The organism is Natrialba sp. PRR66 (assembly GCF_034808065.1).
Classification (GTDB): Archaea; Halobacteriota; Halobacteria; order Halobacteriales; family Natrialbaceae; genus Natrialba; species Natrialba aegyptia.
Window position 1 is genome coordinate 1,215,815 of sequence record NZ_JAXHGN010000001.1, and the last position, 23,918, is coordinate 1,239,732.

The window sequence follows — 23,918 nt, forward strand, 5'->3', positions numbered from 1 at the left end:
GAGTCGTTACTCGCTCGCAGCTGCTTCTGCCTCTTCCTCGTCGTGGTCGACGTCCTCGTCCGAGCGTGCGGCAACGAGGCCACCACGGGCCACACTGTACAGCGGTTCGTTCGCGTGCGTCACGCCGCTGATCGAGAACGGAATGCTCGCGTCCTCTAGGTGATCGCGGAACAGGGCCTCGAAACCGCTGGGGCTCGAGGTCCCGCCGGTGACGACGACCGGCACGTCGAGGCCTTCCTCGACGTCTTCCTCGTCGACTTCCGAGACGATGTTGTCGATAACGTAGTCGAGCAGGTTCTCGTAGTAAATCGAGAGTGCACCCTCGACGCCGCCGACATCCGTCGTGAAGTCGAGTTCGAAGTCGTCCTCCTTGATCGAGGTGACCTTGTCGACGGGCGTGCCCGTCGCGCGGGCGGCCTGCTCGTCGACCCAGTCGCCACCGCGGGCGACGGAGAACTTCATGACGGGCACCGCGTAGTAGGACAGACAGACGTTCGTCATCCCGGCACCGAAGCTGATACCGAGGCCGGTGAAGTTGTTATCCGCGAGTTCGCTGTAGATGACGGACATGCCCTCGTTGATCGGTTCGGAGTCGTATCCCATGTCGTCTAAGAACGACTCGATCGTCTTCTGGTGGTACAGCGTCGACAGATCCGAGTCGATGGGATCCGCCGGGGACGAGAAGTACAGTTTCTCGTCGGGATAAGCGGGCTCGCCGACGACCTGCTCGATGATGAGCTTCATCATCGGGATCGCGCTCTGCTCGTCGTTCGAGAGGATCCCGTGTTTCATCGGCCGCCGCGTCTCCTTGTTGAAGATGTTCGCGAAGTTCAGGGCGTCGTCGCCGACGACGTACACCTTGTCGTCCTTTCGAATGTGAAGTACTTCGCTTCGCGAGAGCATCTGCTCGGCCATATCCGAGTACTCGATCTCTACGAAGGAGTTGCGCTGTTGCACGAACACCGTGTCGTTCCCATCCTGTTGTGCAGACAGAATGTTCATAGTTCCGACGTCTAGGCCTTTCGCCATAGTTGGGCAAGGCGGCCGATAGATTATAAAACTATGTACCTAAATCCTACCGACGGCATTCACAAAGAATTTACTGTCCGAATAAGCTACACGCGTTACTCTCGGCGAATGGCCGATCGAACCCGTTCAAGAATGGCGGTGAGTGGTGCAAACGGACCATCGCCGGCGCTGGCACCGACGCCACCCTGTCGACCGCCCTCGGCCGACTGCTCGTCTTCGCGTTGCTGCTCGCGCAGTTCCTTCAACTTCGCCGTCTGATCGTCCACGGTCGACTGCGAGGTCGTCGTCTTCGTCTCGCCGCCTTTCAGCCCCTTGAGACCCGCAACCTGGTCGTCGACGCCGCTCGATCGGGTCGTCTTCGTCCCCGCATCCGTGTCGACGGAGACGCCGTCGAACTCGTTCCCCGAAAAGTTCAGCCGCTTGTGCTCCGTCTTCTCGACGCCGCCCCAGGAGAGTTCAACGCCCTCCATGGCCGCGTCGATATCGCGCTCGATGTCCGCATCGCTGAACTCGGGGTCGTCCTCGGTTTCCGTCTCGTCTTCATCGCCAGCGTCGACGGCCTCGGTTTGGCGCGCCAGTTCGAGGTAGTGGGCGACGAGCGCCGCGCCCGTCGAGGCGGTGATCCCCGCGAGTCCGACCGCGTAGGTCGCCGTTACCTCGACGGTGTAGTCGCGTTCGGCCATGAAGTTCCAGTTGTCCGGATACGCGAACAGGAAGCCGATCGTCGCCGCGAGGGTGACGAGTGCGCCGGCCCCCGAGATGCCGATGACCTTCCGATCCGACGGCAAGAGGACGACGACGCCCAGAATCATCGCCGGAAGCGACAGCATTCCGAGCGCGTAAGCCGGTCGTACCCACGTGAAGTACGCCGGATTCGATCTACTGAACGTACTACTCCAGAGAAAGAGGACCAGTGCGACGACCGCCAGGCCGATACCGCCGAGGAACAGGCCGAACCCGAGATAGACATCCGTCCTGCTCTCGGGTTCGCCGATATATCGGCGGTAGAGGTCGAAGAGATAGCCGTCTGTGGGCCGTTCCGCTGCCATTACCACCCCGTTTAGACTCCAGTACTATGACTGTTGGGACGGGTATGAAGAAAGTAAATACAACATAGTAGATATATTTGACGACAGCTCACCACCCGCCCGTGCGCCGCTTCCGCCGTTCTCCCTCGGACGTCAACATCAGCCAGCCGTGACCAGCAACATTCCCCGGTGAGTTACGAAAGCGACCCGTGGATCATTGGCCAGCAGTTACTCTCACCCCAACACCCAGAAGCGCCGCCGTTATACGTTCGTGGCCGTTAGGACGGTCAATGAGTCAGGAGTCGGAGTACACCGAGGGGGACCTTCGGAACACCGGAATGCAACTCAAGCACGACCGCGAGTGGGACTACGAACTCGAGCGAATCATCGACGCCATCGAGGAACGAGACGCCGAAAAAGTCGGGCTCCAGTTCCCGGAGGGTCTCAAACGCCGCGGCCCCTCCGTCGCCGACGACCTTCGCGAACTCGCGGACGACGACGTGACGTTCATGCTCTCGGGCCAGCCGTGTTACGGTGCCTGTGACCTGGACACCTATCTGATGAAACGGACCGACGTGTTCGCCCACTTCGGCCACTCGCCGATGAAGAACACGGACAAGGTCATCTACGTGCCGCTGTTCTCGAACGTCGAAGTCCTCCCGATCATGGAGGAAGCCCTGGAAACACTCGACGATCCGGACGACACCGAAGACGTCGGCCTCGTGACGACGGCCCAGCACATGAACCGCTATGAGGAGATGACCGCGTTCCTCGAAGAACACGGCTACGAGGTCCACAGCCGCCGCGGAGACGAGCGACTCACCCACGAGGGCCAGGTGCTCGGCTGCAACTACGCGAGCGCGGACGTGCCCGCGGACCAAGTTCTCTACGTCGGCGGCGGCAAGTTCCACCCCCTCGGGCTGGCGATGGAACACCCCGACAAACACGTCGTCATCGCCGACCCCGTCAACAACGTCGTCACCCCCGCGGATACGGAGAAGTTCATGAAACAGCGCTATGCCTCCGTCCACAAGGCCATGGACGCCCAGAAGTGGGGCGTCATCTTCTGCACCAAAATCGGCCAGGGGCGCTGGGATCAAGCGCAGGCAATCATCGACGACAACAACGACGCCTACCTCATCACGATGGACGAAGTCACCCCCGACCGACTCCGCAACTTCGACATGGACGCCTTCGTCAACACCGGCTGCCCGCGAATCACGACCGACGACGGTCCGCAGTTCCACAAACCGATGCTCACTCCCGGCGAGTACGAGATCGCCGTCGGCAACAAACCGCTCGATGAACTCTCCTTCGATACCTTCCACGGCACCTGGTGAACTCGGTCGGTGACCGGGTACCGGCAAGCGGTCGACACCCAGTAGGATCGACTGCCGGCCAGCGATTATCGACCGCCGACCGCCGACCGACAGCCAATACTATCGAGTTCACTCGACACGAGCCGGAGCTCGAGTTCAGTTCGAGTGGTCGGCGTCTTTGGCGGTGGTGTCGGTGTCCGTATCCATATCCGTATCCGTATCAGTCGTAGTGTCGGAGCCAGCGGTCGCATTACCGGTATCACCGGTCTCCTGGTTCAGCCCGCATCGCAGTTCGGTGAGGATCTCGTATCGCTGCCCGACGGCGGTCCAGTCGACGACGTTCCACCACGCATCCACGTAGGCCTCGCGGTCGTTCTCGTACTGCAGATAGTAGGCGTGTTCCCAGACATCGAGCGGCAAGAGCGGGGTCGCGCCCTGATGGGCGAGTTCGTTCTGGTCCTCGACCTGGCCGATCACCAGGGCGTCCGCGAGCGGTTCGTAGAACAACATCGCCCAGCCAGCGCCTTCGACCGCGGTCGCGGCTGCGGTGAACTCGGCCTGAAACGCCTCGAATGAGCCGAATTGGTTCTCGATCGCCGTCGCAAGGGCACCGTCCGGAGTCCCGCCACCGTCGGGACTCATGCTCGCCCAGAAGACGGTGTGGTTGACGTGGCCGGAAAGGTTGAACGAGAGGTCTCGCTTCGTCGATCGAATTCCCTCGAAATCCTCGTTCGCTCGCATTTCCTCGAGTTCTTCGACTGCTGCGTTGGCGCTGTCGACGTACGACTGGTGGTGTTTGTCGTGGTGGAGTTCCATGATGCGCGCGTCGATGTGCGGTTCGAGGGCGTCGTACGCGTAGGGGAGTTCGGGAAGTCGATAGTCGGGACGACCGGATGCGCCGGGGGCGCAGTCGTCAGAGTCGGCCATCGATCCCGCCGCGGCCGAACTGAACAGTGCGAGACCGCCGACGCCGCCGATTGTCTGCAAGATGCTCCGTCGCTGGGGTTCCGAGCCGAGTAGCTGATCCGACATCACCGACAGACACCAAGAGTGATTTCCGTTAGCGTTGCCCCGGCGAGCGAAAGCAGCGGCTCCATAGTGCGAGGGTACGGACGCGATGTCCCACCGACGATCAGTCTACGGAGACAATAACACTTACCCAGCCAGTCCGCACAGCAGTCAGATACCCATGGTTCACAGCGACTGGGACGACTGGCTCGTACGCGACGTCGAAGACGCCTCGCCGGACGGCGTCTCGATCTGGTACCTCGGCTGTAACGGCTTCATCGTGAAGGGCCGCGAGGGAACGACGATCTTCATCGATCCCTACGTCGGACTCGGCGACCCGCCGCGGACGGTGCGGATGATCCCCGTTCCGTTCTCCCCCGCGGACGTGACCGAGGCCGACGCCGTCCTCGCGACCCACGAGCACACGGACCACGTTCACGGTCCGAGCCAGGCACCGATCCTCGAAAATACGGGCGCGACCTTCTACGCGCCCGACGACAGCCTCGCGGTCGCGCGCGAAGACGAGAACTGGACCGACGAGTGGAACGTACGCGATGACCAGCTCTCCGAAGTTGCGGAGGGCGACACCGTCGAAATCGGCGAGTTCACGCTGCACGTCGAGCCGGCCCACGATCCGGACGCAAGCCACCCCGTGAGCTACGTCCTCGAACACGACGCCGGAACCGTCTTCCACGGCGGCGACACGAAACCGGGCGAGGCGTTCGACCGCATCGGCGAGGCGTACGACATCGACCTCGGCGTGCTCGCGTTCGGCACCGTCGGACAGATCCCGGACAAGGAGACCCGCGAACCGAAGCGAACGCGCTGGTACAACGACGAGAACCAGCTCGTCGAAACGGCCGCCGCGCTCGAACTCGACCGCGTGGTACCGACTCACTGGGACATGTGGAAAGGACTGACCGCGGACCCGAAAGTGCTCCACCACCACGCGAAGAGCTTCGACTACCCGCGGGAACTCGAGATTATCGAGATCGGCGACCGGGTCGATCTCCCCGCGTAAGTGGTCGATCCGCTCGCAGTATCTCGATTTGACACCACGACACCGAAGCCGCCGATGGCAAACGCTAGCCGGTGATTGCAGCTGGTACCGTCCGTATCATTTATAGTAATGGTCTAGTAACGTTGGTCCCATGAGTAGCACCGCCGACACGGACGACGTGATCGAGGTCAGTGCCGACGGGTTGACCGTCCAAAAGACGTTCGCGGCGGACGAGTTTCCCGTACCTGCCCTCCGGTTCGAGATCGAATCGGAACACGACGAGCAGGTCGCATTCCGACTCTCCGAAGACATCCCCGAATCGTTCCCGATGGACAAGGTCGGGTTCCACCCCGACTACTACAGCGAGGACTGGACCGCCTTCCAGGACAACCGCGTCGAGTTCACCCACACGCTCGAGCCGGGCGACGAACTCGTGACGGTGTACGGCATTCGAATCGACGACGAGGAGACGGTCCCCGAGTTCCTTACCGAACCGGAGATCGTCGAGGTCAGTTCCGAGGCCGACGCCAGCACCGGCGGTGACGAGGTCGACGACGCCATCATCGACAGCATCGTCTCCGACGAGCGCACGCAGGCGGTCAAAGATATGATCGCCGGCGAGTCCGGCTCCGTGCCGGGACTCGACGAAGAGTCGACGGACGCCGATCCTGATCCTGATCCTAATCCTAATCCCGATTCCGATTTCGATTCCGACGAAGCGGCCGACGAGCCGACTGCAGACACGACAGCTACCGAGATGGACGACGACACAGCCGAGACGCCGTCCGATGGCGACCTCGATCTTGAACTCGAAGACGAGACCGAATCGCTCGATCTGACGCCCGACGACGAAACCGACCCGCTCGAAGAGTCCGGCGATCTGGACCTGGACCTCGGCGATATCGACATGGAACCCGACTCGGAGCCGTCCGGTGACGAATCCGACGAGACGCCGGACATCGACCTCGGCTTCGAGGACGACGACCTCACCGATCTCAACGAGGACGAAACGATCTCGAGCGCACTCAGCGACGAGTCGGCGGCGGACGCGGATGCGGACGAATCCGACGCCGAAGCGCTCGAACTCGAACCGGACGATGACGGACCGGGACTCGAACTCGATCTGGATAGCGAGACGGACGACACCGGCGACCCGGCCGACACAGCGTCCGAGGAAGACGAGACCGACACCGCCCTGGCTGACACCGACAACACTGACACGCCACCGACGGGAACGGAAACGAAGACGGACGCTGCCGGCGCTGCAACCGATTCTGCCGATACCGACGCAGTGTCCGAATCTGACGCGGCTCCGGTCGCGGGGGCAGAGACGGACGCAGACACCGCCCGCCCGCTCGGCGCGCAACTCGCAGCCGAAATCCGCAACGACGATCTCGACGAGGACGATCTCGAAGTCCTCCGAACCGAGCTTGAACTCGACAGCACGGACACGGACGACGAAGCCACCGAACCCGACACGACCACACCGACGAGCGCCGATATCGCCAGAATCGACCACCTCCAGTCCCGAGTCGAGGAGGTCGCCGCCTACACGGACGCCCTCGAAACGTTCCTCGGCGAGAACGGCACCGACGAGCAGATCATCGACGAGTTCAGAAGTGAACTCGCCACCTTCGAGGACGATCTCGCGTCGATGGACGACCGCCTCTCGGGAACCCACTCGCAGGTCGCGAGCCTCGAAACCGAGGTCGAAACGCTGACCGAGTGGACCACCGACATCGAGGATGACCTCGCGACTACCGCGGACACCGTCGACGAACTCGACTCTCGGACCGGTCGCATCGAAACCGACGTGGACGATGTCGCAACCAACCTCGATACTGTCGATTCCGATGTCGAGCAACTGGAAGCCGACCTCAACGGCGTCGACGACGACGTTTCCAACGTCGATTCGCGCGTCGACGATCTCGCGGAAACCGTCGACAGCCTCGAGAGTGATCTGTCTGCGTCCATCGACGATCTCTCGACGGAGATCGACGCCGTCAAATCCGACGTGTCGACCGTCGAATCGGACGTCGAGACGGTCGAAGATGACCTCGAAACCGTCGAAGACGAACTCGACGACGTCCGTGGGGAGGTCACCGACATTCAGGAGTGGCGCGACCAGCTCGGGTCGATGTTCTCGGATTCGTAAGTCACCACCGCCGTATTTCGACAATCGCTCGGGTGACGGGAGACGGAAGCGAACGTCCTGCGAAACGGACCCACACAACTACCGCACGAAACGCAACTCGTTTATCCCTCGCCAGGTGAGCACTCATCGATGGGCGAGACGATCCCGATCGCCGTTCCTCGAAAAGGACGACCGCTCGAGTCGGTCCTCGACCGCCTGGCGAGCCGACTCGATATCGCCGACCTTGCAGACGAGATTTCGTCGACGCTTCGTCACGAAAAGGCCCTGACCAAGGGAACGCTCGATCCTGCGGAGGAAAACGTCTACCATCGTCTCGCCGACTACAGCGCTGTCGACGACCCGACCGAACCCGAGTACACCCTCGTTCGGGACACCCGCGCCGGAAAGCCCCGTCGGATCGTCTTCGACAGCGTGACGATCCCGCTCGACGACACCACCTGTCTCGACGTGCCCACCGACGATACCGCAATCCAACTCGTCGGACGCGAGGAACCGTTTCGCTCGCTTCGAACCCACGAGTTCGCACTCGGGTTCGACAGCGCCGATCTCGTGCTGGAGGAAGTCGTCGAACTCCGACCCGAGCCGCTCGACCGAATCGCCGATGTAAACGCCCGGATCGATCCCGCAGATACTGACGTACAGGTCGTCACCGGACTCGGGGATACCGTCTATCACACGCTGATGGGCAGCCCCGAGGCAGTCCCATCTGCGACGTCGCTCGACCGGGACTTTCTCGCCGAGTACGACGGCCCGCTCTGTATCGAACCGCGGTACGAACGACTCGTCCGGGCCGTCCTCGGGACGAGCGCGCTCGAAGATGTCGAGTTCAGGTATCCGGCCGACGGTCGCGAAGAGGAGGCGGCGATCGCCGACACCGGAGTCGGCGTCTACCTGACGGTAACGGGTTCGACCGCCCGCGAGCACGGGCTGCTTCTCGGCGAACAGTTGTTCCCGAGCGAGACCGTCCTGCTAGAGAGCACTCCTGAAGTGACTACCGCGGTACAGGACGTTCGCGCGTTATTGAACGGTGATCTCGATACTGAACTCGGCGTCGAACGGTAACCGTCGGAAACGGGGACATTCGATGTGCCCGACGGTGTGGAATCACTGAGAGATGGGTAATGAAGTAGCTGGTATAAACCACCACACATGTTCCACATGTAGTTTCTGATATGTCATTTATGAGATGGCTCTTGAGAACGGTATACTCGTTGGGGTGAGTTTATACTACAGATATCTAAGAATATAGCGCTACCCGTTGTTTCTTCCCAGGATGCATGCCAACAGATATCACTATTGCTTATAGCCAATAGTATCAACAGAGTAATTATTTTGAAAATACAAAACTAAAGAACATGGTATAAAGTATTAAGATGATGTCATCGCAACTTTCTAATTGCGTGTATGACAAAATCTACGGCGATTCGTACCGGGTACGAACTTCGGTACAGCCACACTGGAGAGCAGAGATCTGCGAAAATCGGAACGGAGCGTAGTACATGATTGTTGCAGCAGCAATTACGATTCTCGGCATTGCGATCGGTATCGGCGTCACACAGTACCGAGGGCTCCGAATGGGCGGCGTGATCGTCGTCCCACTCCTCGCCGTGTACTCGCTGTATTCGTTCGAAGCGCTACCACTATTTCTCGTCACGGCGACTCTCGCGTACTGCCTGGTCGGTCTTATTCGACGGCACACGCTGATTTACGGCCGCCAACTACTGCTCGTGAGTCTCGCCGCCGGCGCGCTGGGTCCGGTGACTCTCGCACTCGTTTTCAATCGGTGGGCGATCCTCGGCTCCACGGTCGAACTCGCGTTCACCGGGACGATCTTGCCCGGTATTGCCGCCTACAACTATCACAAACTCGATCCGGAGGATCGCCGTCTCGATCTCCTCGTGAGCGCCGGACTGTTCGTCGGATTAGTGGCCATCGCGGCCGCGCTCGTTTCGCCGACGCTTGCCACGCAACTCCGCTCGAGCCTCACGTCCATCCTCTTTACACCGGCCTCCGACATTGCTCAGTATCGGAACGCAGTCGCCGGTTCGGTTCCCACGACGACGACGATCGATCGGGTCTGGATGCTCTGCTTGTTCCTCGGCGGACTCGTCCTCTCCGAACTGGCACACGCCCGGTGGGGTGTCCGACTCGGCGGATTGATCGCGATTCCGCTTCTCGTCGCCCTCTCGATCGCGAACGCGTGGACGCTCGGCGTGTTCCTCGCCGGCGTGGTCGTCGTCTACGCGTCCATTACGGCGATCAATGCGATCACCCTGATATACGGACGCGTCTTGTTAAGCCTCAGCGTCATCACGGCGATGGGATACGGCGTTCTCGTCGCGTCCGTTGCCCCCACCACCGTCGGCTTCTCGCTTTACTTCACGGTCTTGCTCGCGGGAATCAGTGCGTACAACTACCATCGCGTCGCGTCCGCCGAACGCCTCGAATCGGTTGCGCTCGCAGCGGCGCTTTACGCCCTGCTTCTCGCCGGGACGAGGACGTTCGTTGAACCGCGGGAAACCGGCATACTGACCACGGTGTCCGCCGCCGAATTCGCCGTCCTTCTCGGCGCGGTTCTGTTCGGCATTTACTGTATGCATCGTCTCGAAACGCGTCGACAAACGGTTGCCAACTACCACTCCAGGCAGGTGCTCGCATGAGCGACAAACAGGAAAACGCAAACTCTCCGCTCGACATGACTCGCGAAACGGACATCGTAAGCACGATTAGAAAAACTATCAGCGGCGTGAAACACGCGTGTCTTCGCGGGATACGCCACACGCGTCGACTCGACGACATCGATACGCAGATCGTGATCTCGGGAACTCGCGGCAAATCGAGTCTCACCCGATGGGTCTACGACATCCTTTATGACAGGGAGTACGACGTGCTTGCGAAGGTAACCGGCAACCGTCCGGTCTCGATCCATTCGGGAGAGACCCATCCGATTTCTCGCGGACACCGCGTCACGCTCTATGAAAACGAACGAGAGATTCGTTCACACACACCGGACGATGCCCTCATCGTCGAAAACCAGGCGATTACCTCGTACACTACCCGAATGGTAAACGCTCGGTTCGTCGATCCGGACGTCGTCGTGTTGAGCAACGTTCGCGAGGACCATCTATCGACCCTCGGCAGCGACCGGTACAAGGTCGCCCGCGGATTGGTTCGAGCGATTCCGAAAGGCACCCACGTCATTAACGCCGAACAGGACCCGCACATACGGGAGTTCCTCGAGACCGAAATCAACCGCCGAAACGCAACCGTGAGTCACGTCACGGTCCCCGAAGAATACGAACACATTCCTGGCATCGAGTCAATCTACGCGCTCAACGAAATCCTGCGGGCTATCGACGAGATTCCGCTGACGGACGATGAACTCGCAGTGTACCGCAACCAAATGGACGTCGAATGGCGACAACTCGCCGACGGACGCGTCTACAACGCAGCGGAAGTCAACGACGTTCAGAGCACGGAGATGATACGCCAGGCACTCTTCTCAAAAGATCCGGCGATAGACCGCATCGAGCCGTTCCTCTACCTCCGCGGCGACCGACGGGGGCGATCAGTTTCGTTCCTGCACTATCTCAATGACCTGTACGACCGGGACGAACCGGTCTTTGACCGCGTCCACGTCGCCGGCGGAACGACAAGTGCGTTCGCTCGGAAGGCGACGTTCCCCGTCACGGTTCACGAGACGGAGACACCGGCCGACGATGTCCTCCAATCACTGTTGGAGAACGAACGCCCCGTCTATATCATGGGCAACACCGTCGCGACGTTCATGCGCGACCTCGAAGACGCCATCGAAGAGCGTGAACTCCCCACCGAAACGTGGCACAGCGCAGCCCAGAGCGACGAACCCCAGCAAACTCCGACGGAATCAGCTACGTCCGAGGTCTCCTCCAAACCACCCAAACAGACGAAACCGTAGAAACCCCCGATAGCAACTAACCGGCGTCAATCGACCCTCTCGAATCCGGGACAACTGTACTCGTTTCTCCCAACCGCCTTGGATTCGGTATTGATTGCTCACCGCGCATTCGTCCGGAAAGGAGTCCCAGAGTAACCACGGAGCCACACACACTCACACACACACACACACCAGCCACCGGCGTTCCTCGTCACGGTTTACGACGGAGACGCCGGCGACGTGTTCCAATCGCTGTTCGATCACCTATCGTACGCTACAATGCCGTCTCAGCGGAGTCACCGACGCTAACTGGATATGGAGTTCGAGCCAATCACCCCTCTTTCACTGCAAGAACGGACCCAAAACACCGACAAACGCCCGCGATGGCGGATTCCGTTTGCATTCGAGCCACCGTCGGTGACTCGAAAGTCTCGAATTCTATATATCGAAATTGGGTTTATCCGGTCGGAAACAGACAACGGCATCACGTGGATAGATGAACTCGTACCGACACATCGGACAGAAACTAAACCGTTACCCGGTAAATATGGTTGAGATAGGTTTCTCGAACACGGTCTCCCCAGTTGTGGGTGTAGGTATCGATCACGTCGCCGGCAACATCACCGCGGAGATACTGAACGATGCCGCGATCCCCCGTCCGGTCACGTAAGTGGGTCGTGAAGAAGTGCCGGAAGTAATGCGGCGTGACGTTTTCGGTCGTTCCGCCGCCAGTTCGGTACCACCCCTGTTCGCGAGCGTGTTTCTCAACGATATAGCGCACATCGGACGGCGTCAAGCGCTCACCCCACGTCTCACCGGTATCGAGAAACAGCGCCCTCGCCGGTGAAACCGGGTCGGGGCGGATAGCTAACCACTCGCGTAAAACGGCCTGTAACTCCGTGTCGACTGGAACAACAGTCTCTCGCTTTCGCTTGTTCGATGCTGTCCGCTCCTCGCCGTTCACCACGGTCCCGCGCGCTGGCTCCGCAGACACATATACCGACGACGGCCGTTGATCGAGTTCAACGCGAGGCGTCCATTCGAGTTCGAGCGAGCTGAACTCGCCGTGTAAATCTCGCAAATCGAGATTACAGAGTTCGCCGACGCGCATCCCCGTCTTTAGCAGCATGACAACGACGGCCCGTTCGAGTGGATGCACGATCGAGGCGACGAACGCCTGCATGTCGCTGATGGAGAGTTCGCGTCTGGTCGGGTTCGTATCGATAGATTCGGACAGTTCCTCCATGACGAGTGCCATTGGATTCTCGTCAAACGCACCGATACGGGTCATATAGTCGTAAAAGCGGTTGAGATAGGACGCATACGTCGCGATGGTACTCGATTCGAACTGGCCGCGAAGGGAGTGGATCCAGGCCATACAGGCCCGCCGGTCTGCCTCCCCGATGGTCTCGATCGCCTCGAACTCCTGTTCGACGAAGCACTCGAATTTACGAAGGACGCGCTCGTAGGCCTCGAGCGTCCGTTCGCTCTTCCCGTGGTAGCGCTGATCGTCGAGGAAATACGCGATCGGGGTATCCACGCCCTCGGCACCCTCAGTTGCCATCACTATCACCGTCGCCGGTCGTCGTGTAGCCGCCATGGCGGCCGCTGTATCGAATGCGGTTGTCCGCCTGCAGTTGCTCGAGCGTCTCGTCGAGTCGTGACTCGATGTCGTCGCTGACTGCCTCGAGAAGTTCGTCCCACGAATACGTGTCAGCTGACAGTAATTCGAGAACCCGTGTTTCGAGGCCGTTACCCCCAGGGTTTGACCCCGGAGATTCGGGTTCCGCTGTTGCGGGTTCGAACCCTTTTCGACCGGCCTGGACCATCGTCCGAACGAACTCGCTCTGACTCATACCGAGTTCGTCGGCGTGAGATTGCCATTCGTCTTTCTGATATGCCGGGACGTATGTCTTAACAGATTTTCTAGCGGTGCCAGTCGAATCGCTCATACGATGGTTATCACACGCCGTGATATTCAATATTCCCATTATTCGAGCTAAGTGAGCTTATCTCATCTATTGATACCACTAGTGTCGCAATTATGGTGACACCAATTAGGATTAGGATATCTAACGGGGCATAAATCAAGATACAAGTTATTCAGTTGTGGTTCTATGTATTCGGATATTAATACTGTTCGAGAGCGAAGAGAACGGCCCGGTGTTGGCAACTGAGAAAGACGAACTCGAGAGCGGAGTCAGAATCGCTCGGTTGAATGCACTCGTGAGTCTCGATCGAGACTCAGCCGAACGATATCGAGCAAATCGATATGCGCTGTTTGGACGGTGTGGAACGGTGGCCAATCCATTCGAGTAGAAAACAAGAGAGGCGAAGGTGAGTCAGTGGAAGACGACTTGCTCGCTCTTCTAGTTTGTCGGGATGGCAGATCGAAAGGGAGGGGACAAATCTAGAGCGGACGGTTCGTATCGACCGTCATCGATTCTTTTGGGCGGTGCTGCCGGTGCGAGTAGTGCACCAGACCGGTTCGGCTTGCGACGCTCTCGAATCGAGAACGAGACCGGGAGACACGGCAGCGTGTGGCCAAGGACGACCAGTGGTTCAGGAGTGAGAAAGAGCGGAAGACGGACCTGTGAGACGTATGTGAGCGGACAGAGCATCCTGAACGAATAGAAACGGAAATCGGACGAGGCGTCCGATTAGAACGCCCATAGGAGTTGTGCGGCGATGAACCGTACAAGTCACGATAGTCCCTGGACGGCAGTGCGAGACGCTCATCCCCGAGTTCAGTATGGGTTCGAATTCGTCGTGATCGACAGCCATAGTCAGTTAGGGTGGTGATTCCGCGAGGAGAGACAGAGCGGCAACGGACGGTGCCGTAGTCGAACTGGATCGGTGCGGGAAGCAATGGCGCCTCGGAATACTGGGACAGCGATGGCGAGAACGGACCGCCCGAATTCGGTGCAGAGACCGGACACAAACCGTTCGGATCGTTGCCGAAGAAGGAGAACGTCCTCGGCCGGCAGCCGGATGGAAGACCAACACCTGACGAGGAGTTCAGATGGCGGAACCACACCGACAGTACAGATGTCATCAAATTCGACTGTCGACTACAACGAAGGCAACTGAGATACCGTTCGAGCCAGCGTTACTGGTCTCAAGAACAGCTCCGAACGCGACCGGGGACTGCAGGAACTCGGAAATCGAGACGGCTCTTTCAATATCTATCGTGCTGTCTGCCGATCCGTAGATTGTGGGTGAATACCGGATCAGCGAGGGGGTATCGGATCAGTCGGCGACGTGAGCGGCGGCCGGAATCAGACGCTAGTAGGTAGTGATACAGTCGAGTTATTGTTGTGTATAGTATACTTATGGTGTGGGGCTTCAGACTAATAAATCTAATATCGCTATATCAATACGGTTCCCACCATCACCGCGTGCGAAGAAGTGGAGAACTGAAACAGGGAGGGGTCAATGGGGTAGCACTCGAGGGCTACAGGAGAGAACAGAGGTGACCCGTGCCAAACGAGGCCGAGTTCAGTGCGTCGCGGCGCGGACGTCTTCGACGCGGTAGAGATCCTGTTGGAGGCCGTCGCCGTCGCAGTTCTCGTTCGGGCACTCGTAGTGCCACCCGTCCTGTGTGGCGTCGGCTTCTCGAAAACGGTCGCCACAGACCTGACAGAACAGTTGCCCTTCCTGACAGGTGTCGCGGTGAAGTTCGAGTGCGAGTTCAGTTTGGAACGACTGGTTGCAGTTACGACAAGTGTGCATAGTATATCTGACGCGAGCATCCCCCAAAACTGCTTGGGTATTTTTATTCCGCAGAAATCATCGGTGATACGGCTCCATTAGGCTGATTCGTGATCAAGCGTTCGGAAACAAATACTGGTCAGATGCTGATACTACGCAGAAACGAGTACATCGATTGTTGGTACGTGCAAGCACAGAGAGTGGGGCATACGAGAGCAGGAAGAACGCAACAATTTGCATCAGGGGTCAGAAAGGAGAGTGACTTCCAGCGGGTGGGTTTGGAGAGGTGGTAGTAGAGAAGCGCAGCCGAGCGGAAAGACAGTCAGATGGAGTCTCAGATTAGTCGTCCTGACCCAAGATGCCGCGTTCGGTCATCTTCGCGGGATCGAGCACTTCGTCGGCCTCGTCCTCGTCGAGGTAGCCCTTTTCGAGGACGACTTCGCGGACGGTCTTGCCTTCCTTGAGGGCCGTCTTTGCGACCTCACTGGCCTTATCGTAGCCGATGTGGACGTTCAGCGAGGTGGCCATCGCCATCGACTGTTCGACGCGGTCCGCGCAGTACTCCTCGTTGGCCTCGAGTGGGTCGACGAACCGGGTGGCGAAGACCTGACTCGCGTTCGAGATGAGTTCGGCGGATTCGAGGAAGTTGTGCGCCAGGACGGGCTTGTAGAGGTTGAGGTCGATCTGGCCCTCCGCAGCGCCGGCGGAGACGGCGGCGTCGTTGCCGACGACCTGTTTGTGGACCTGGTTGACGGCCTCGGCAACGACGGGGTTGATCTTGCCGGGCATGATCGAGGAGCCGGGCTGGTTCTCGGGCTGTTCGATCTCGCCAAGACCGTTGCGCGGCCCGGAGGCGAGCAGGCGCAGGTCGTTGGCAATCTTGTTCAGCGAACCCGCAACCACTCGGAGTGCGCCGTGAGCCTCGCTCATCGCGTCGTGGGCCGCCTGGGCTTCGAAGTGGTTGTCCGCCTCGCGGAACTGGACGCCCGTTTCCTTGGTGATGTACTCGGCCGCGCGGCCGGGGAACTCGTCGTGGGTGTTGAGGCCGGTTCCCGTCGCGGTGCCGCCGAGTGCGAGTTCAGCGAGGTGCTCGCGGGCCTTGTCGACGCGGGAGAGTCCCTTTTCGACCTGTGTCCGATAGCCGGAGAACTCCTGGCCGAGCGTGACGGGAGTTGCGTCCTGCAGGTGCGTGCGGCCGGTTTTGACGACGTCGTCGAACTCGTCTTCCTTCTCTTCGAGCGCCTCGCGGAGCGTGTCGAGCGCGGGGATGACGTCCTTCTCGACGGCTTCGAGGGCGGCGACGTGCATTGCGGTCGGGATCACGTCGTTTGAGGACTGGCCGTAGTTGACGTGGTCGTTCGGGTGCACGACGCGGTCGCCGATCTCCGCGCCCATGAGCTCGGCGGCGCGGTTGGCGATAACTTCGTTGGCGTTCATGTTCGACGAGGTCCCGGAGCCGGTCTGGAAGATGTCGACCGGGAACTGGTCGTCGTGTTCGCCGGCGATGACCTCGTCTGCGGCCGCAATGATGGCCTCAGCCACGTCGTCATCGATCAGGTCGAGGTCGCGGTTCGCCTGCGCGGCGGCCTTCTTGACGACGCCGAGCCCCCGGACGAAGCGGCGACTGAACGAGATGCCCGAGATCGGAAAGTTCTCGATCGCACGCTGGGTCTGTGCGCCCCAGTAGGCGTCCGTCGGAACCGCCATCTCGCCGAGACTGTCCTCCTCGATGCGGAACTCGCCGTTGTCACCGGATTTCTCTCCGTCGCTACCGTCTGTAGATCCCATACGCGGGGCCACTCGGCCAGTCAGGTAAAATCCACCGAAACACCCGGATCGTCCGTCGCCGCACGCTCCCGGAGCGCCGTCTGGAGTCGCTCGCGACTGGTTTGGTGGGTCTCTCGCGCATCCACAAGTTCGATATCGTAGATCCGGGGCGCGGATCGGGTCATCGTCCGCGAACTCGCGGTGTCGATGACGAGCGAGGCCAGGCCGAGTCGCCGCTGGAAGACCGACCGGCGCGTCGAGACCGTCTGGATGCGGTAGTAGGGGATTACGGTCGTCTGTCGTTTCCAGAAGCCACGGCGGATCACGATGTGATCGTCGCCGACGTAGTAGCCGAGGTGAACGTAGCGCAGGTGCGCCGCCGGCGGGACTGCGAGGAAGACAACGGCGGCGAGGTACCAGCGATCGAAGATCGTCACCTGTGTAATTCCGAACGCGACCAGAACGATCAGGCCGGCAAGCAGCGAGTACCGGGCGAGATAGCGCCGCCGGGCGAGCGGTGGCGGTCGCTGGAACGTCGGCGTCTCGACGCCGGTCAGGTTCTCCGTAAACGTGTGGACGCGTTCCCGTCTGGCGAGCGGGACGGCCGACTGACTGCCGCCGTTGCTGTCGGGGCCGTACCCGGCGGTCTCGACCCACAGCCCAGCGTAGCCGATCAGCCGCTGGAGTGGATTGTCCGTAATCGTCACCGACTGGACCTTCTCCGACGGAATGGAACCGCTATAGCGCTGCAGCAGGCCGCGCTCATAAACGAAATCCTCGCCGATCCGACCGAGCTGGAAGTCGTAGTACGTTCCGAACGTGTAGGCGACGCTCAACACGTACGTGACGCCGATCCCGTTCAGCAGCGAGACCAGCGTCAAGACGCCGTAACTACCCACCGTCCCGCTGCCGAGATCCGCCGGCCCGCCGACCGGTTCGGCCACGGTCAACAGGTATCCGAAAATCGAGTCCGTCGCGAGGAAGAAGACGAACATCACCCCTGCAACCGCCGCGGCCCGGACTGACGTAAACGAGTACAACAATAGTTCGCGCGGCTGCAGGGCGAACAGCGGCTGCCGCCGCTGCTCACTGAACTCGTCCGTACCTGTGTCACTCGGTTCGCCCGGTTCACCCGCTTCGCCCGGTTCGGGCCCCGCAGACGGCGAGGATGACTCGGGGTCGGGCGTTCGAACTGGAGTCGAAGAAGAGTCGCCAGACGGACCGGTATCGGCGAGTTCACTCGCGTCGGTCGTCGCTTCCGATTCCGCCGTCTGCTCGTCCCGAGACCGCCGCCGCTCCCGGCTGTCCGCAGTCCGGCGGCGGATCTCCCGCTGTAGCCGCGTCGCCTCGGCCTCGCCGACGAAGTTTAGCGTCGCTTCGCTGTCGCCGCCGCCGGCGGTTTCGATCGAGACGACGGCGAGGCCGAGCACTCGCTGAATGACGCCCTGTTTGATGTCGACGTTCTGGATGCGCCTGTAAGGAATCTCTCTCGACCGACGGGCGACGACACCCGACGAGACATCGACGGTGTCCGGCGTCACGGCGTACCCGAATCGGTAGTAATAGACGACACCGTAGGCGACACCCGCGAGAAAGCCAATCGGTGCGACGAAGGGAATCCACTCTGCGCGAATCGGGTCGAACACGCCCGCCAGAACGAGAAGCAGCGTCACCGGAATCCAGAGCCAGACGAACCCGTGCTGCAGGGCGTACGTCACCGCGCTGAGCGGATGCAGTCGGTTCAGTGAGTCACTCATACTATCGAGTTCAGACGGCGTCGTCGGCCTCGCTCTCGACGGCGAGGTCGCGAAGCGTATCCTGTAGTTCTCGCGCGCGATCAGGTGTGAGTCCGGGAATGCGAACGTCGGCGTTTCGCGTGCCGGCGGTGTAGACGACGACGCTCGAGAGGCCGAGGATGCGTTCGATCGGCCCGAACTGGGTGTCGACGTGCTGGACGCGGACGAAGGGGACGGCGGTTTCGACGAAGGTTACGACGCCGCGTTCGAGGTAGAGCGCGTCGGGTTGAAGGTCGAACTGCCAGACCTGGTAGCGCCGAACGGCGTAGGCGCTCCCGAGGACGATGCCCACGACGACGACCCCGGCCTGCGCGGCGACCGGCACGCTGATGAACAGCGAATTGACGGCGGCGAGGGCGATTCCGAGGACGACTGCACCGATCGTCACCTCGGCGATCCAGAGCAGTCTGATCCGGGTGTGAAGCGATTCCATACGACTATCGTATCAGGAGCGAAGGAGAAACCTGCGGTTCCGGATTCGAGAGTCGGAGTTCCGTTCGGTGCTGCATGCTGACTATCGACCACCAACTCTTAACTCATAACTCTCAACTCTCAACTCTCGACTCTTAACTCACGACTCTCGACGGTTTCGGCGGCTTCGGCTGAACTCGTCAGTACCGCCGGTTTCCGAGTCCCGTCAGTCACTCCTCGTACTCATCAGGCGTGTACGTCGAGAGTTCAAGCGCATGAATATCGGTCGTCATGTGATCGTCGAGGGCGTCGTAGACCTGCTGGTGTTGCTGGACCAGCGACTGGCCCTCGAACGCGGGGGAGACGACGGTGGCCGTCAAATGGTCGTCGTCGTGTTCGCCGCGGGCGCGCGAAACCGTTGCCTCGGCGTCTGCGAGTTCCGATTCGATGATGGTTGCGACATCCGCTGGATCCATACAGAGAACTTGGACGCTCGGGGCAAAAGCGCCCCGGTCGCCGGCGTCGGCGAACGCTCGGCAGCCCAGCGACAGTCGGCGTCTTTATACGCGCCGGGTTCGAGCACCCGGACAGAATGTCACTGGCAGCCGAGACGCGGCGTGCGGTCGAGGCTCACCCGTTTCTCCATACCGCCCTTCGAACGGGTGTCCTCAACTACACCGCTGCCGCGCGATTCCTCGACGTCGAGGGCGACGTAGACGCGATTGCCACGGCACTGCGTCGGTACGCCGACGAACTGCCGGCGTATGACCCCGAATCGCTCGGTGTCAGCGTCAGAATGGAAAGCGGCATCGGAATCGTCGACGGCGATGACCCCGCCAGTGAACTCATTACCGTCGGCGGCACGCCGTTTGGGTCGAACGGCGGCGATCTGACGGCGATCTACGCGACGGGTGCGATCGACGCGATGGCACTGGCGACGACACTCGAACGGCTCGCACTTGCCGAGATCGACACGGTGGCGGCCGCCGTCGGCGACGAGACGCTGATCGTGATCGTCGACCGGCTCGACGGCGCGAACGCGGTCCGGACGGTCGAGGATGCACTCGACCGCGTTCCTGCGACGTAGTCCGCTGTTCTGCTGGTCTCGATACACTGTCCCCGCAGTACGGCATTGACAGCGTTTAACTACGGGCCACGGGTACACCTTCGTAATGACCCTGCACGTGACGAACACGTTGACGGGTGAAACGGAGCCGTTCGAGTCGCAGGACCCCGAGCACGTCTTGCTCTACTACTGCGGCCTGACGGTCTCCGACCCACCCCATCTGGGCCACGCTCGCTCGTGGGTCCACGTCGACGTCATGCACCGCTGGCTCGAGTTCATCGGCTACGACGTGCGCCACGTCGAGAACTTTACGGACGTAAACGAGAAGATTGTCGCCCGCGTCGGCGAGGACGACCTGGGCGAGGACGAGGCCGACGTGGCCGAGACGTACATCGGGCGGACGCTCGCGGACATGCGCTCGCTCAATCTCCTGCGCGCGGAGGTCTACCCGCGCGTTTCGGAGCACGTTCCCGAAATCATCGACCTCGTCGAGACGCTGATCGAGAAGGGCTACGCCTACGAGTCAAACGGCTCGGTCTATTTCGACGTGACCAGTTTCGAGGACTACGGCACGCTTTCGAACCAGGACATAGACGAGATCGAGTCCCAGGGCGACCCCGACGAGCGCTCCGAGAAACGCCACCCCGCTGACTTCGCGCTCTGGAAGGCCGGCGGCGTCGACGCAGACGCGGTCGCCGAACACCGCCACGAGGGCGTCGACCACGGCGGCGACCCGCCTGCGGGGCAAACCTGGGACTCCCCCTGGGGCGAGGGCCGCCCTGGCTGGCACATCGAGTGCTCCGCGATGAGCATGACCCACCTGGACGAGACGCTCGACATCCACGTCGGCGGCCGCGACCTCGTCTTTCCCCACCACGAAAACGAAATCGCCCAGTCAGAAGCCGCGACCGGCGAGCGCTTCGCCAACTACTGGCTCCACTGTGAACTCTTCCAGATGGACGACGAGAAGATGTCCTCGAGCCTGGGCAACTTCGTCACCGTCGACGAGGCGGTCGACCGGTGGGGGACGAACGTCCTGCGGACGTTCCTGACGGCGGGCTCGTACAACAGCACGCAGCTCTACTCGGACGAGACCATCGCCGAGGCCGAGGAACGCTGGGACCAACTCGAGCGCGCCCACGAGGCGGCCGCCGAGGCCGTCGACTCGCCGGACGCACGGACGAAAGTCGAAGACGAGCAGCTTCGCGCGGCCGTCGAGACGGCCCGCGACGAGTTCAGGATGGCGATGAACGACGACTTCAACACGCGCGAGGCGCAGTCGGCGCTGTTGTCGATCGCCTCGGCGGCGAATCGGCATCTCGAAGCGTACGAGCCGGCGGTCGGCGGCAGCGAGAGTGAGAGTGAGAGTGGGAGTGGGAGTGAGAAAGCGGACGAGAACAAGGGCTACGACTACCGCGGTCTCCGCCGGGCCGTCGACGCCCTCGAAGAACTCGGCGGGGTCCTCGGGCTCTCCTTCACCGGGGATACGACCGGCAGCGCCGCCCTCGCCGGCGATGTCGTCGATCTCGTGCTCGCCGTGCGCGAACGCGAGCGCGACGGCGGCAACTACGAGCGCGCCGACGACCTGCGCGACGAACTCGAGGCGCTCGGGATCGAAGTACAGGATACGGACGAGGGACCGACGTATCGGTTGCCGTCGGGCGAATAGGTTCCGCTGCACAGATTCGACGGCGCATATGCAGTATCGGGCCGTCACCGGGTGATGGCAGGCGCGGCTATTTTGCCGGCGCTCGTCGTCGAGCGCGTATGGAACGCCGGGCGTTCGTCGCAGCCACCGCAGTGAGCGGGCTGGGACTGTCAGCCGGCTGTCTCGGCGGCATGCTCGAAGACGTGACCTCGGTTTCCGCGACGCCGGCGATCGTCTCATCGACAGCCCTCGAGACGGCCGACTACGAGTATCAGGGTACGCGAGAAGTGACCGAAACCGAGACGGTTGCCGGTCAGCCCATCGAGGCGACGAACTACGCAAGTGAGTATACACGGACGATCGATGCGCTCGCCGGTCTCTTCGGCGACGAGACGCCAGCGGTCGGCGTCTTCGGCGTCGCGACGACGCCACAGATCGGATTCCTCGATACGCAACTCAACCCCATCAGCGACATGTCCAATGCTGAACTCGTCAATCGGGTCCAGAACCAGTACGACGAGTTCACGATCGACGATCGCGTCGTCGAGCGACGGACCGCGGAGCCGTTCGGCCAGCCGGTGACCGTCGAGACGTTTCCGGGGACGGCGACGCACGTCAGTATCGGCGAGATCGAGATTTTCGTTGACGTTGCCCAGCTCACCAGTGAGGGCGATCATCTCGTCCTTATCGGCGTCACGCCGGATATCCAGCGCCTGCAACGCGAGAACGAGGTCGACCGGATCGATACGCTCATCGACGGGGTCGAGCACGGAGACGGTCTCGACCGGGAGGCCGGCGACGTTGAACTCGTCGAAGAGTAGGTGTGGGCGTTCGAGTTCTGGAGAACGGTCGCAAGCGATTATCGAACCGCACCGACGACAGGCGAGACCGCGACGACAAAATGGGCACCGTACACCTTACAGACCGAGCGCGGCCGCGATCGACAGGCCGCTGGCGAGCGCACCGATGAGGTAGCCGCCGATAGCACCACCGTTGAGCAGCGGCAGGCCGGCGTGTGCCCGGCCGCGAACGACCATCGCCATGAGCGCGATGAGCCCCGCCATCGTTCCCAAAAGCGCGCCGAGTGCCGGCAGATTCAGCGTGAGTCCGGGGACGTCGAGGGCTCCTTCCTCGACGAAGTAGGCCGCGCTGACGACGAGGATCGTCGGAATGACGGCGTCGCCGAGTCCGATGAACAGCGCATCACGCTGGCCCTCCCGCGCATCTGGAGTATCTTCTGGGGCGGTCTCGGGTGTCGTTTCGGCGCTGGTGTCGGCGTCGGGAGTGTCCTCACCCTGGCCGTCGTTCTCAGCACCGGTACCGTCCTCGCGCTCGTCTGCAGACGTGAGATACGAGTACGACAGCGTCGTCGGAATGACGAGCACGACCGGGATTTTGAGGTCCATGACGCCCTCGGCGAGATCGAGCATGTGCTCGGTGCCGTAGACGCTGATCGCATCGTAGATGGCGAGCACCGAGAGGAGCAAGAGTGCCGGAAGGAGACCGAAACTGATCCCGAAGAGGGCGGCCGCTCCAGCACCCATCAACACGCCCGCGATGTCGATGACATACCACTCGGGATAGAACAGGAGTGCAGCCCCGACGCCGACCGCGGCGAGGACGGCGAGGACGTTCACGCCCGCCGCCCCGGCGGTGACCACCGGCGGCACGAGTTCGGCGAAGACGTACCAGGCGATCATGACGCTGACGCCGATGATGAGCGCGCGGATGAGCCCCTGGAGGTCGTACTTGAAGGCGGCGAGCATGAGTGCGGTTGCGACGAGAATGACCGCGATGTAGGCGATACTATTGGTGGGGTCCTCGGGATTCTCGACGGCCTGGTGGCCGGATTCGTAGAACGGTTCCGTAAGGGCCAGGGCACCGAGCTGGACGCCGAGAAATAGCAAGACGGTTACGCCGACGGCAGCACCGACTCGCATCCGGTCGTTCATGGCGCGAGGTTTGGCGCGTGGTGGTATGGGTGTTTTCGTCTCCGGCTCGGTCGTCGCCGTTCACGGTCGCGCTATGACCGGCACCTCGTTTGGGATGTGCGGTAGACGGTTG

20 protein-coding genes are annotated in these 23,918 nt (G+C 61.3%); 9 read left to right on the plus strand and 11 right to left on the minus strand.

Translation table 11 applies throughout. The features are described 5' to 3' along the window. Nucleotides 1-6 precede the first annotated feature (6 nt). The gene (locus SM755_RS05755; RefSeq protein WP_006109129.1) at nucleotides 7-1,029 is read right to left on the minus strand and encodes a hypothetical protein; all 1,023 of its coding nucleotides are present in this window, start codon (nucleotides 1,027-1,029) and stop codon (nucleotides 7-9) included. A gap of 95 nt (nucleotides 1,030-1,124) precedes the next feature. Next, nucleotides 1,125-2,078, minus strand: coding sequence for a permease (locus SM755_RS05760; protein ID WP_323171815.1), 954 nt, complete (start codon nucleotides 2,076-2,078; stop codon nucleotides 1,125-1,127). A gap of 269 nt (nucleotides 2,079-2,347) precedes the next feature. Between SM755_RS05760 and dph2 the strand changes: the two genes are divergently transcribed. Beyond that, nucleotides 2,348-3,397 (plus strand): diphthamide biosynthesis enzyme Dph2, encoded by a 1,050-nt coding sequence (gene dph2 / locus SM755_RS05765; RefSeq protein ID WP_323171816.1) that lies wholly within the window; start codon nucleotides 2,348-2,350, stop codon nucleotides 3,395-3,397. A gap of 135 nt (nucleotides 3,398-3,532) precedes the next feature. Here the strand turns inward: dph2 and SM755_RS05770 are convergent, their stop codons facing one another. Then, complete coding sequence (locus SM755_RS05770) at nucleotides 3,533-4,408, minus strand: superoxide dismutase (protein ID WP_323171817.1); 876 nt, start codon at nucleotides 4,406-4,408, stop codon at nucleotides 3,533-3,535. 157 nt (nucleotides 4,409-4,565) lie between these two features. On the opposite strand from SM755_RS05770, the gene SM755_RS05775 reads away from it, so the two are divergent. The 5 genes from SM755_RS05775 to SM755_RS05795 all read left to right on the plus strand — a co-directional run bounded on the left by SM755_RS05775 (nucleotide 4,566) and on the right by SM755_RS05795 (nucleotide 11,476). Next, a complete protein-coding gene (locus SM755_RS05775) occupies nucleotides 4,566-5,405 on the plus strand; it encodes an MBL fold metallo-hydrolase (protein WP_323171818.1) in 840 nt (279 codons plus the stop codon). A 130-nt stretch (nucleotides 5,406-5,535) separates the two neighbouring features. Beyond that, nucleotides 5,536-7,539: an AAA family ATPase gene (locus SM755_RS05780; RefSeq protein ID WP_323171819.1), complete on the plus strand. Its 2,004-nt coding sequence runs from the start codon at nucleotides 5,536-5,538 to the stop codon at nucleotides 7,537-7,539. Between the two features lie 129 nt (nucleotides 7,540-7,668). Further along, nucleotides 7,669-8,601, plus strand: a complete 933-nt coding sequence (locus tag SM755_RS05785; protein ID WP_323171820.1) for a hypothetical protein — start codon at nucleotides 7,669-7,671, stop codon at nucleotides 8,599-8,601. Nucleotides 8,602-9,038: 437 nt separating this feature from the next. Then, nucleotides 9,039-10,199: a poly-gamma-glutamate biosynthesis protein PgsC/CapC gene (locus SM755_RS05790; protein ID WP_323171821.1), complete on the plus strand. Its 1,161-nt coding sequence runs from the start codon at nucleotides 9,039-9,041 to the stop codon at nucleotides 10,197-10,199. After that, entirely contained in the window at nucleotides 10,196-11,476 is a 1,281-nt protein-coding gene (locus tag SM755_RS05795; RefSeq protein ID WP_323171822.1) for a Mur ligase family protein, read from the plus strand. The genes SM755_RS05790 and SM755_RS05795 overlap by 4 nt, the downstream gene beginning before the upstream one ends. Nucleotides 11,477-11,981: 505 nt before the next feature. Here the strand turns inward: SM755_RS05795 and SM755_RS05800 are convergent. The 7 genes from SM755_RS05800 to SM755_RS05830 form a co-directional block, all read right to left on the minus strand. Continuing rightward, a complete protein-coding gene (locus SM755_RS05800; protein ID WP_323171823.1) occupies nucleotides 11,982-13,019 on the minus strand; it encodes a tyrosine-type recombinase/integrase in 1,038 nt (345 codons plus the stop codon). After that, nucleotides 13,009-13,407: a DUF5805 domain-containing protein gene (locus SM755_RS05805; RefSeq protein WP_323171824.1), complete on the minus strand. Its 399-nt coding sequence runs from the start codon at nucleotides 13,405-13,407 to the stop codon at nucleotides 13,009-13,011. The genes SM755_RS05800 and SM755_RS05805 overlap by 11 nt, the downstream gene beginning before the upstream one ends. Nucleotides 13,408-14,953: 1,546 nt before the next feature. Next, a complete protein-coding gene (locus tag SM755_RS05810; protein ID WP_323171825.1) occupies nucleotides 14,954-15,187 on the minus strand; it encodes a transcriptional regulator in 234 nt (77 codons plus the stop codon). Nucleotides 15,188-15,505: 318 nt separating this feature from the next. Further along, a complete protein-coding gene (locus SM755_RS05815; protein WP_323171826.1) occupies nucleotides 15,506-16,954 on the minus strand; it encodes a class II fumarate hydratase in 1,449 nt (482 codons plus the stop codon). A 20-nt stretch (nucleotides 16,955-16,974) separates the two neighbouring features. After that, nucleotides 16,975-18,690, minus strand: a complete 1,716-nt coding sequence (locus tag SM755_RS05820; protein WP_323171827.1) for a PH domain-containing protein — start codon at nucleotides 18,688-18,690, stop codon at nucleotides 16,975-16,977. A 10-nt stretch (nucleotides 18,691-18,700) separates the two neighbouring features. Further along, entirely contained in the window at nucleotides 18,701-19,162 is a 462-nt protein-coding gene (locus tag SM755_RS05825) for a PH domain-containing protein (RefSeq protein WP_323171828.1), read from the minus strand. Between the two features lie 208 nt (nucleotides 19,163-19,370). Continuing rightward, nucleotides 19,371-19,616 (minus strand): BolA family protein, encoded by a 246-nt coding sequence (locus SM755_RS05830; RefSeq protein WP_323171829.1) that lies wholly within the window; start codon nucleotides 19,614-19,616, stop codon nucleotides 19,371-19,373. A gap of 116 nt (nucleotides 19,617-19,732) precedes the next feature. On the opposite strand from SM755_RS05830, the gene SM755_RS05835 reads away from it, so the two are divergent. From SM755_RS05835 to SM755_RS05845, 3 genes are all read left to right on the plus strand, one after another. Then, nucleotides 19,733-20,227, plus strand: a complete 495-nt coding sequence (locus SM755_RS05835) for a hypothetical protein (protein ID WP_006663703.1) — start codon at nucleotides 19,733-19,735, stop codon at nucleotides 20,225-20,227. An 85-nt stretch (nucleotides 20,228-20,312) separates the two neighbouring features. Then, nucleotides 20,313-21,875: a cysteine--tRNA ligase gene (gene cysS, locus SM755_RS05840; RefSeq protein ID WP_323171830.1), complete on the plus strand. Its 1,563-nt coding sequence runs from the start codon at nucleotides 20,313-20,315 to the stop codon at nucleotides 21,873-21,875. Nucleotides 21,876-21,973: 98 nt separating this feature from the next. Beyond that, on the plus strand, nucleotides 21,974-22,675 hold the full coding sequence (locus SM755_RS05845; protein ID WP_323171831.1) for a DUF6517 family protein: 702 nt from the start codon (nucleotides 21,974-21,976) through the stop codon (nucleotides 22,673-22,675). 96 nt (nucleotides 22,676-22,771) lie between these two features. Here the strand turns inward: SM755_RS05845 and SM755_RS05850 are convergent, their stop codons facing one another. Beyond that, nucleotides 22,772-23,806, minus strand: a complete 1,035-nt coding sequence (locus SM755_RS05850) for a presenilin family intramembrane aspartyl protease PSH (protein ID WP_323171832.1) — start codon at nucleotides 23,804-23,806, stop codon at nucleotides 22,772-22,774. Nucleotides 23,807-23,918: the final 112 nt, after the last annotated feature.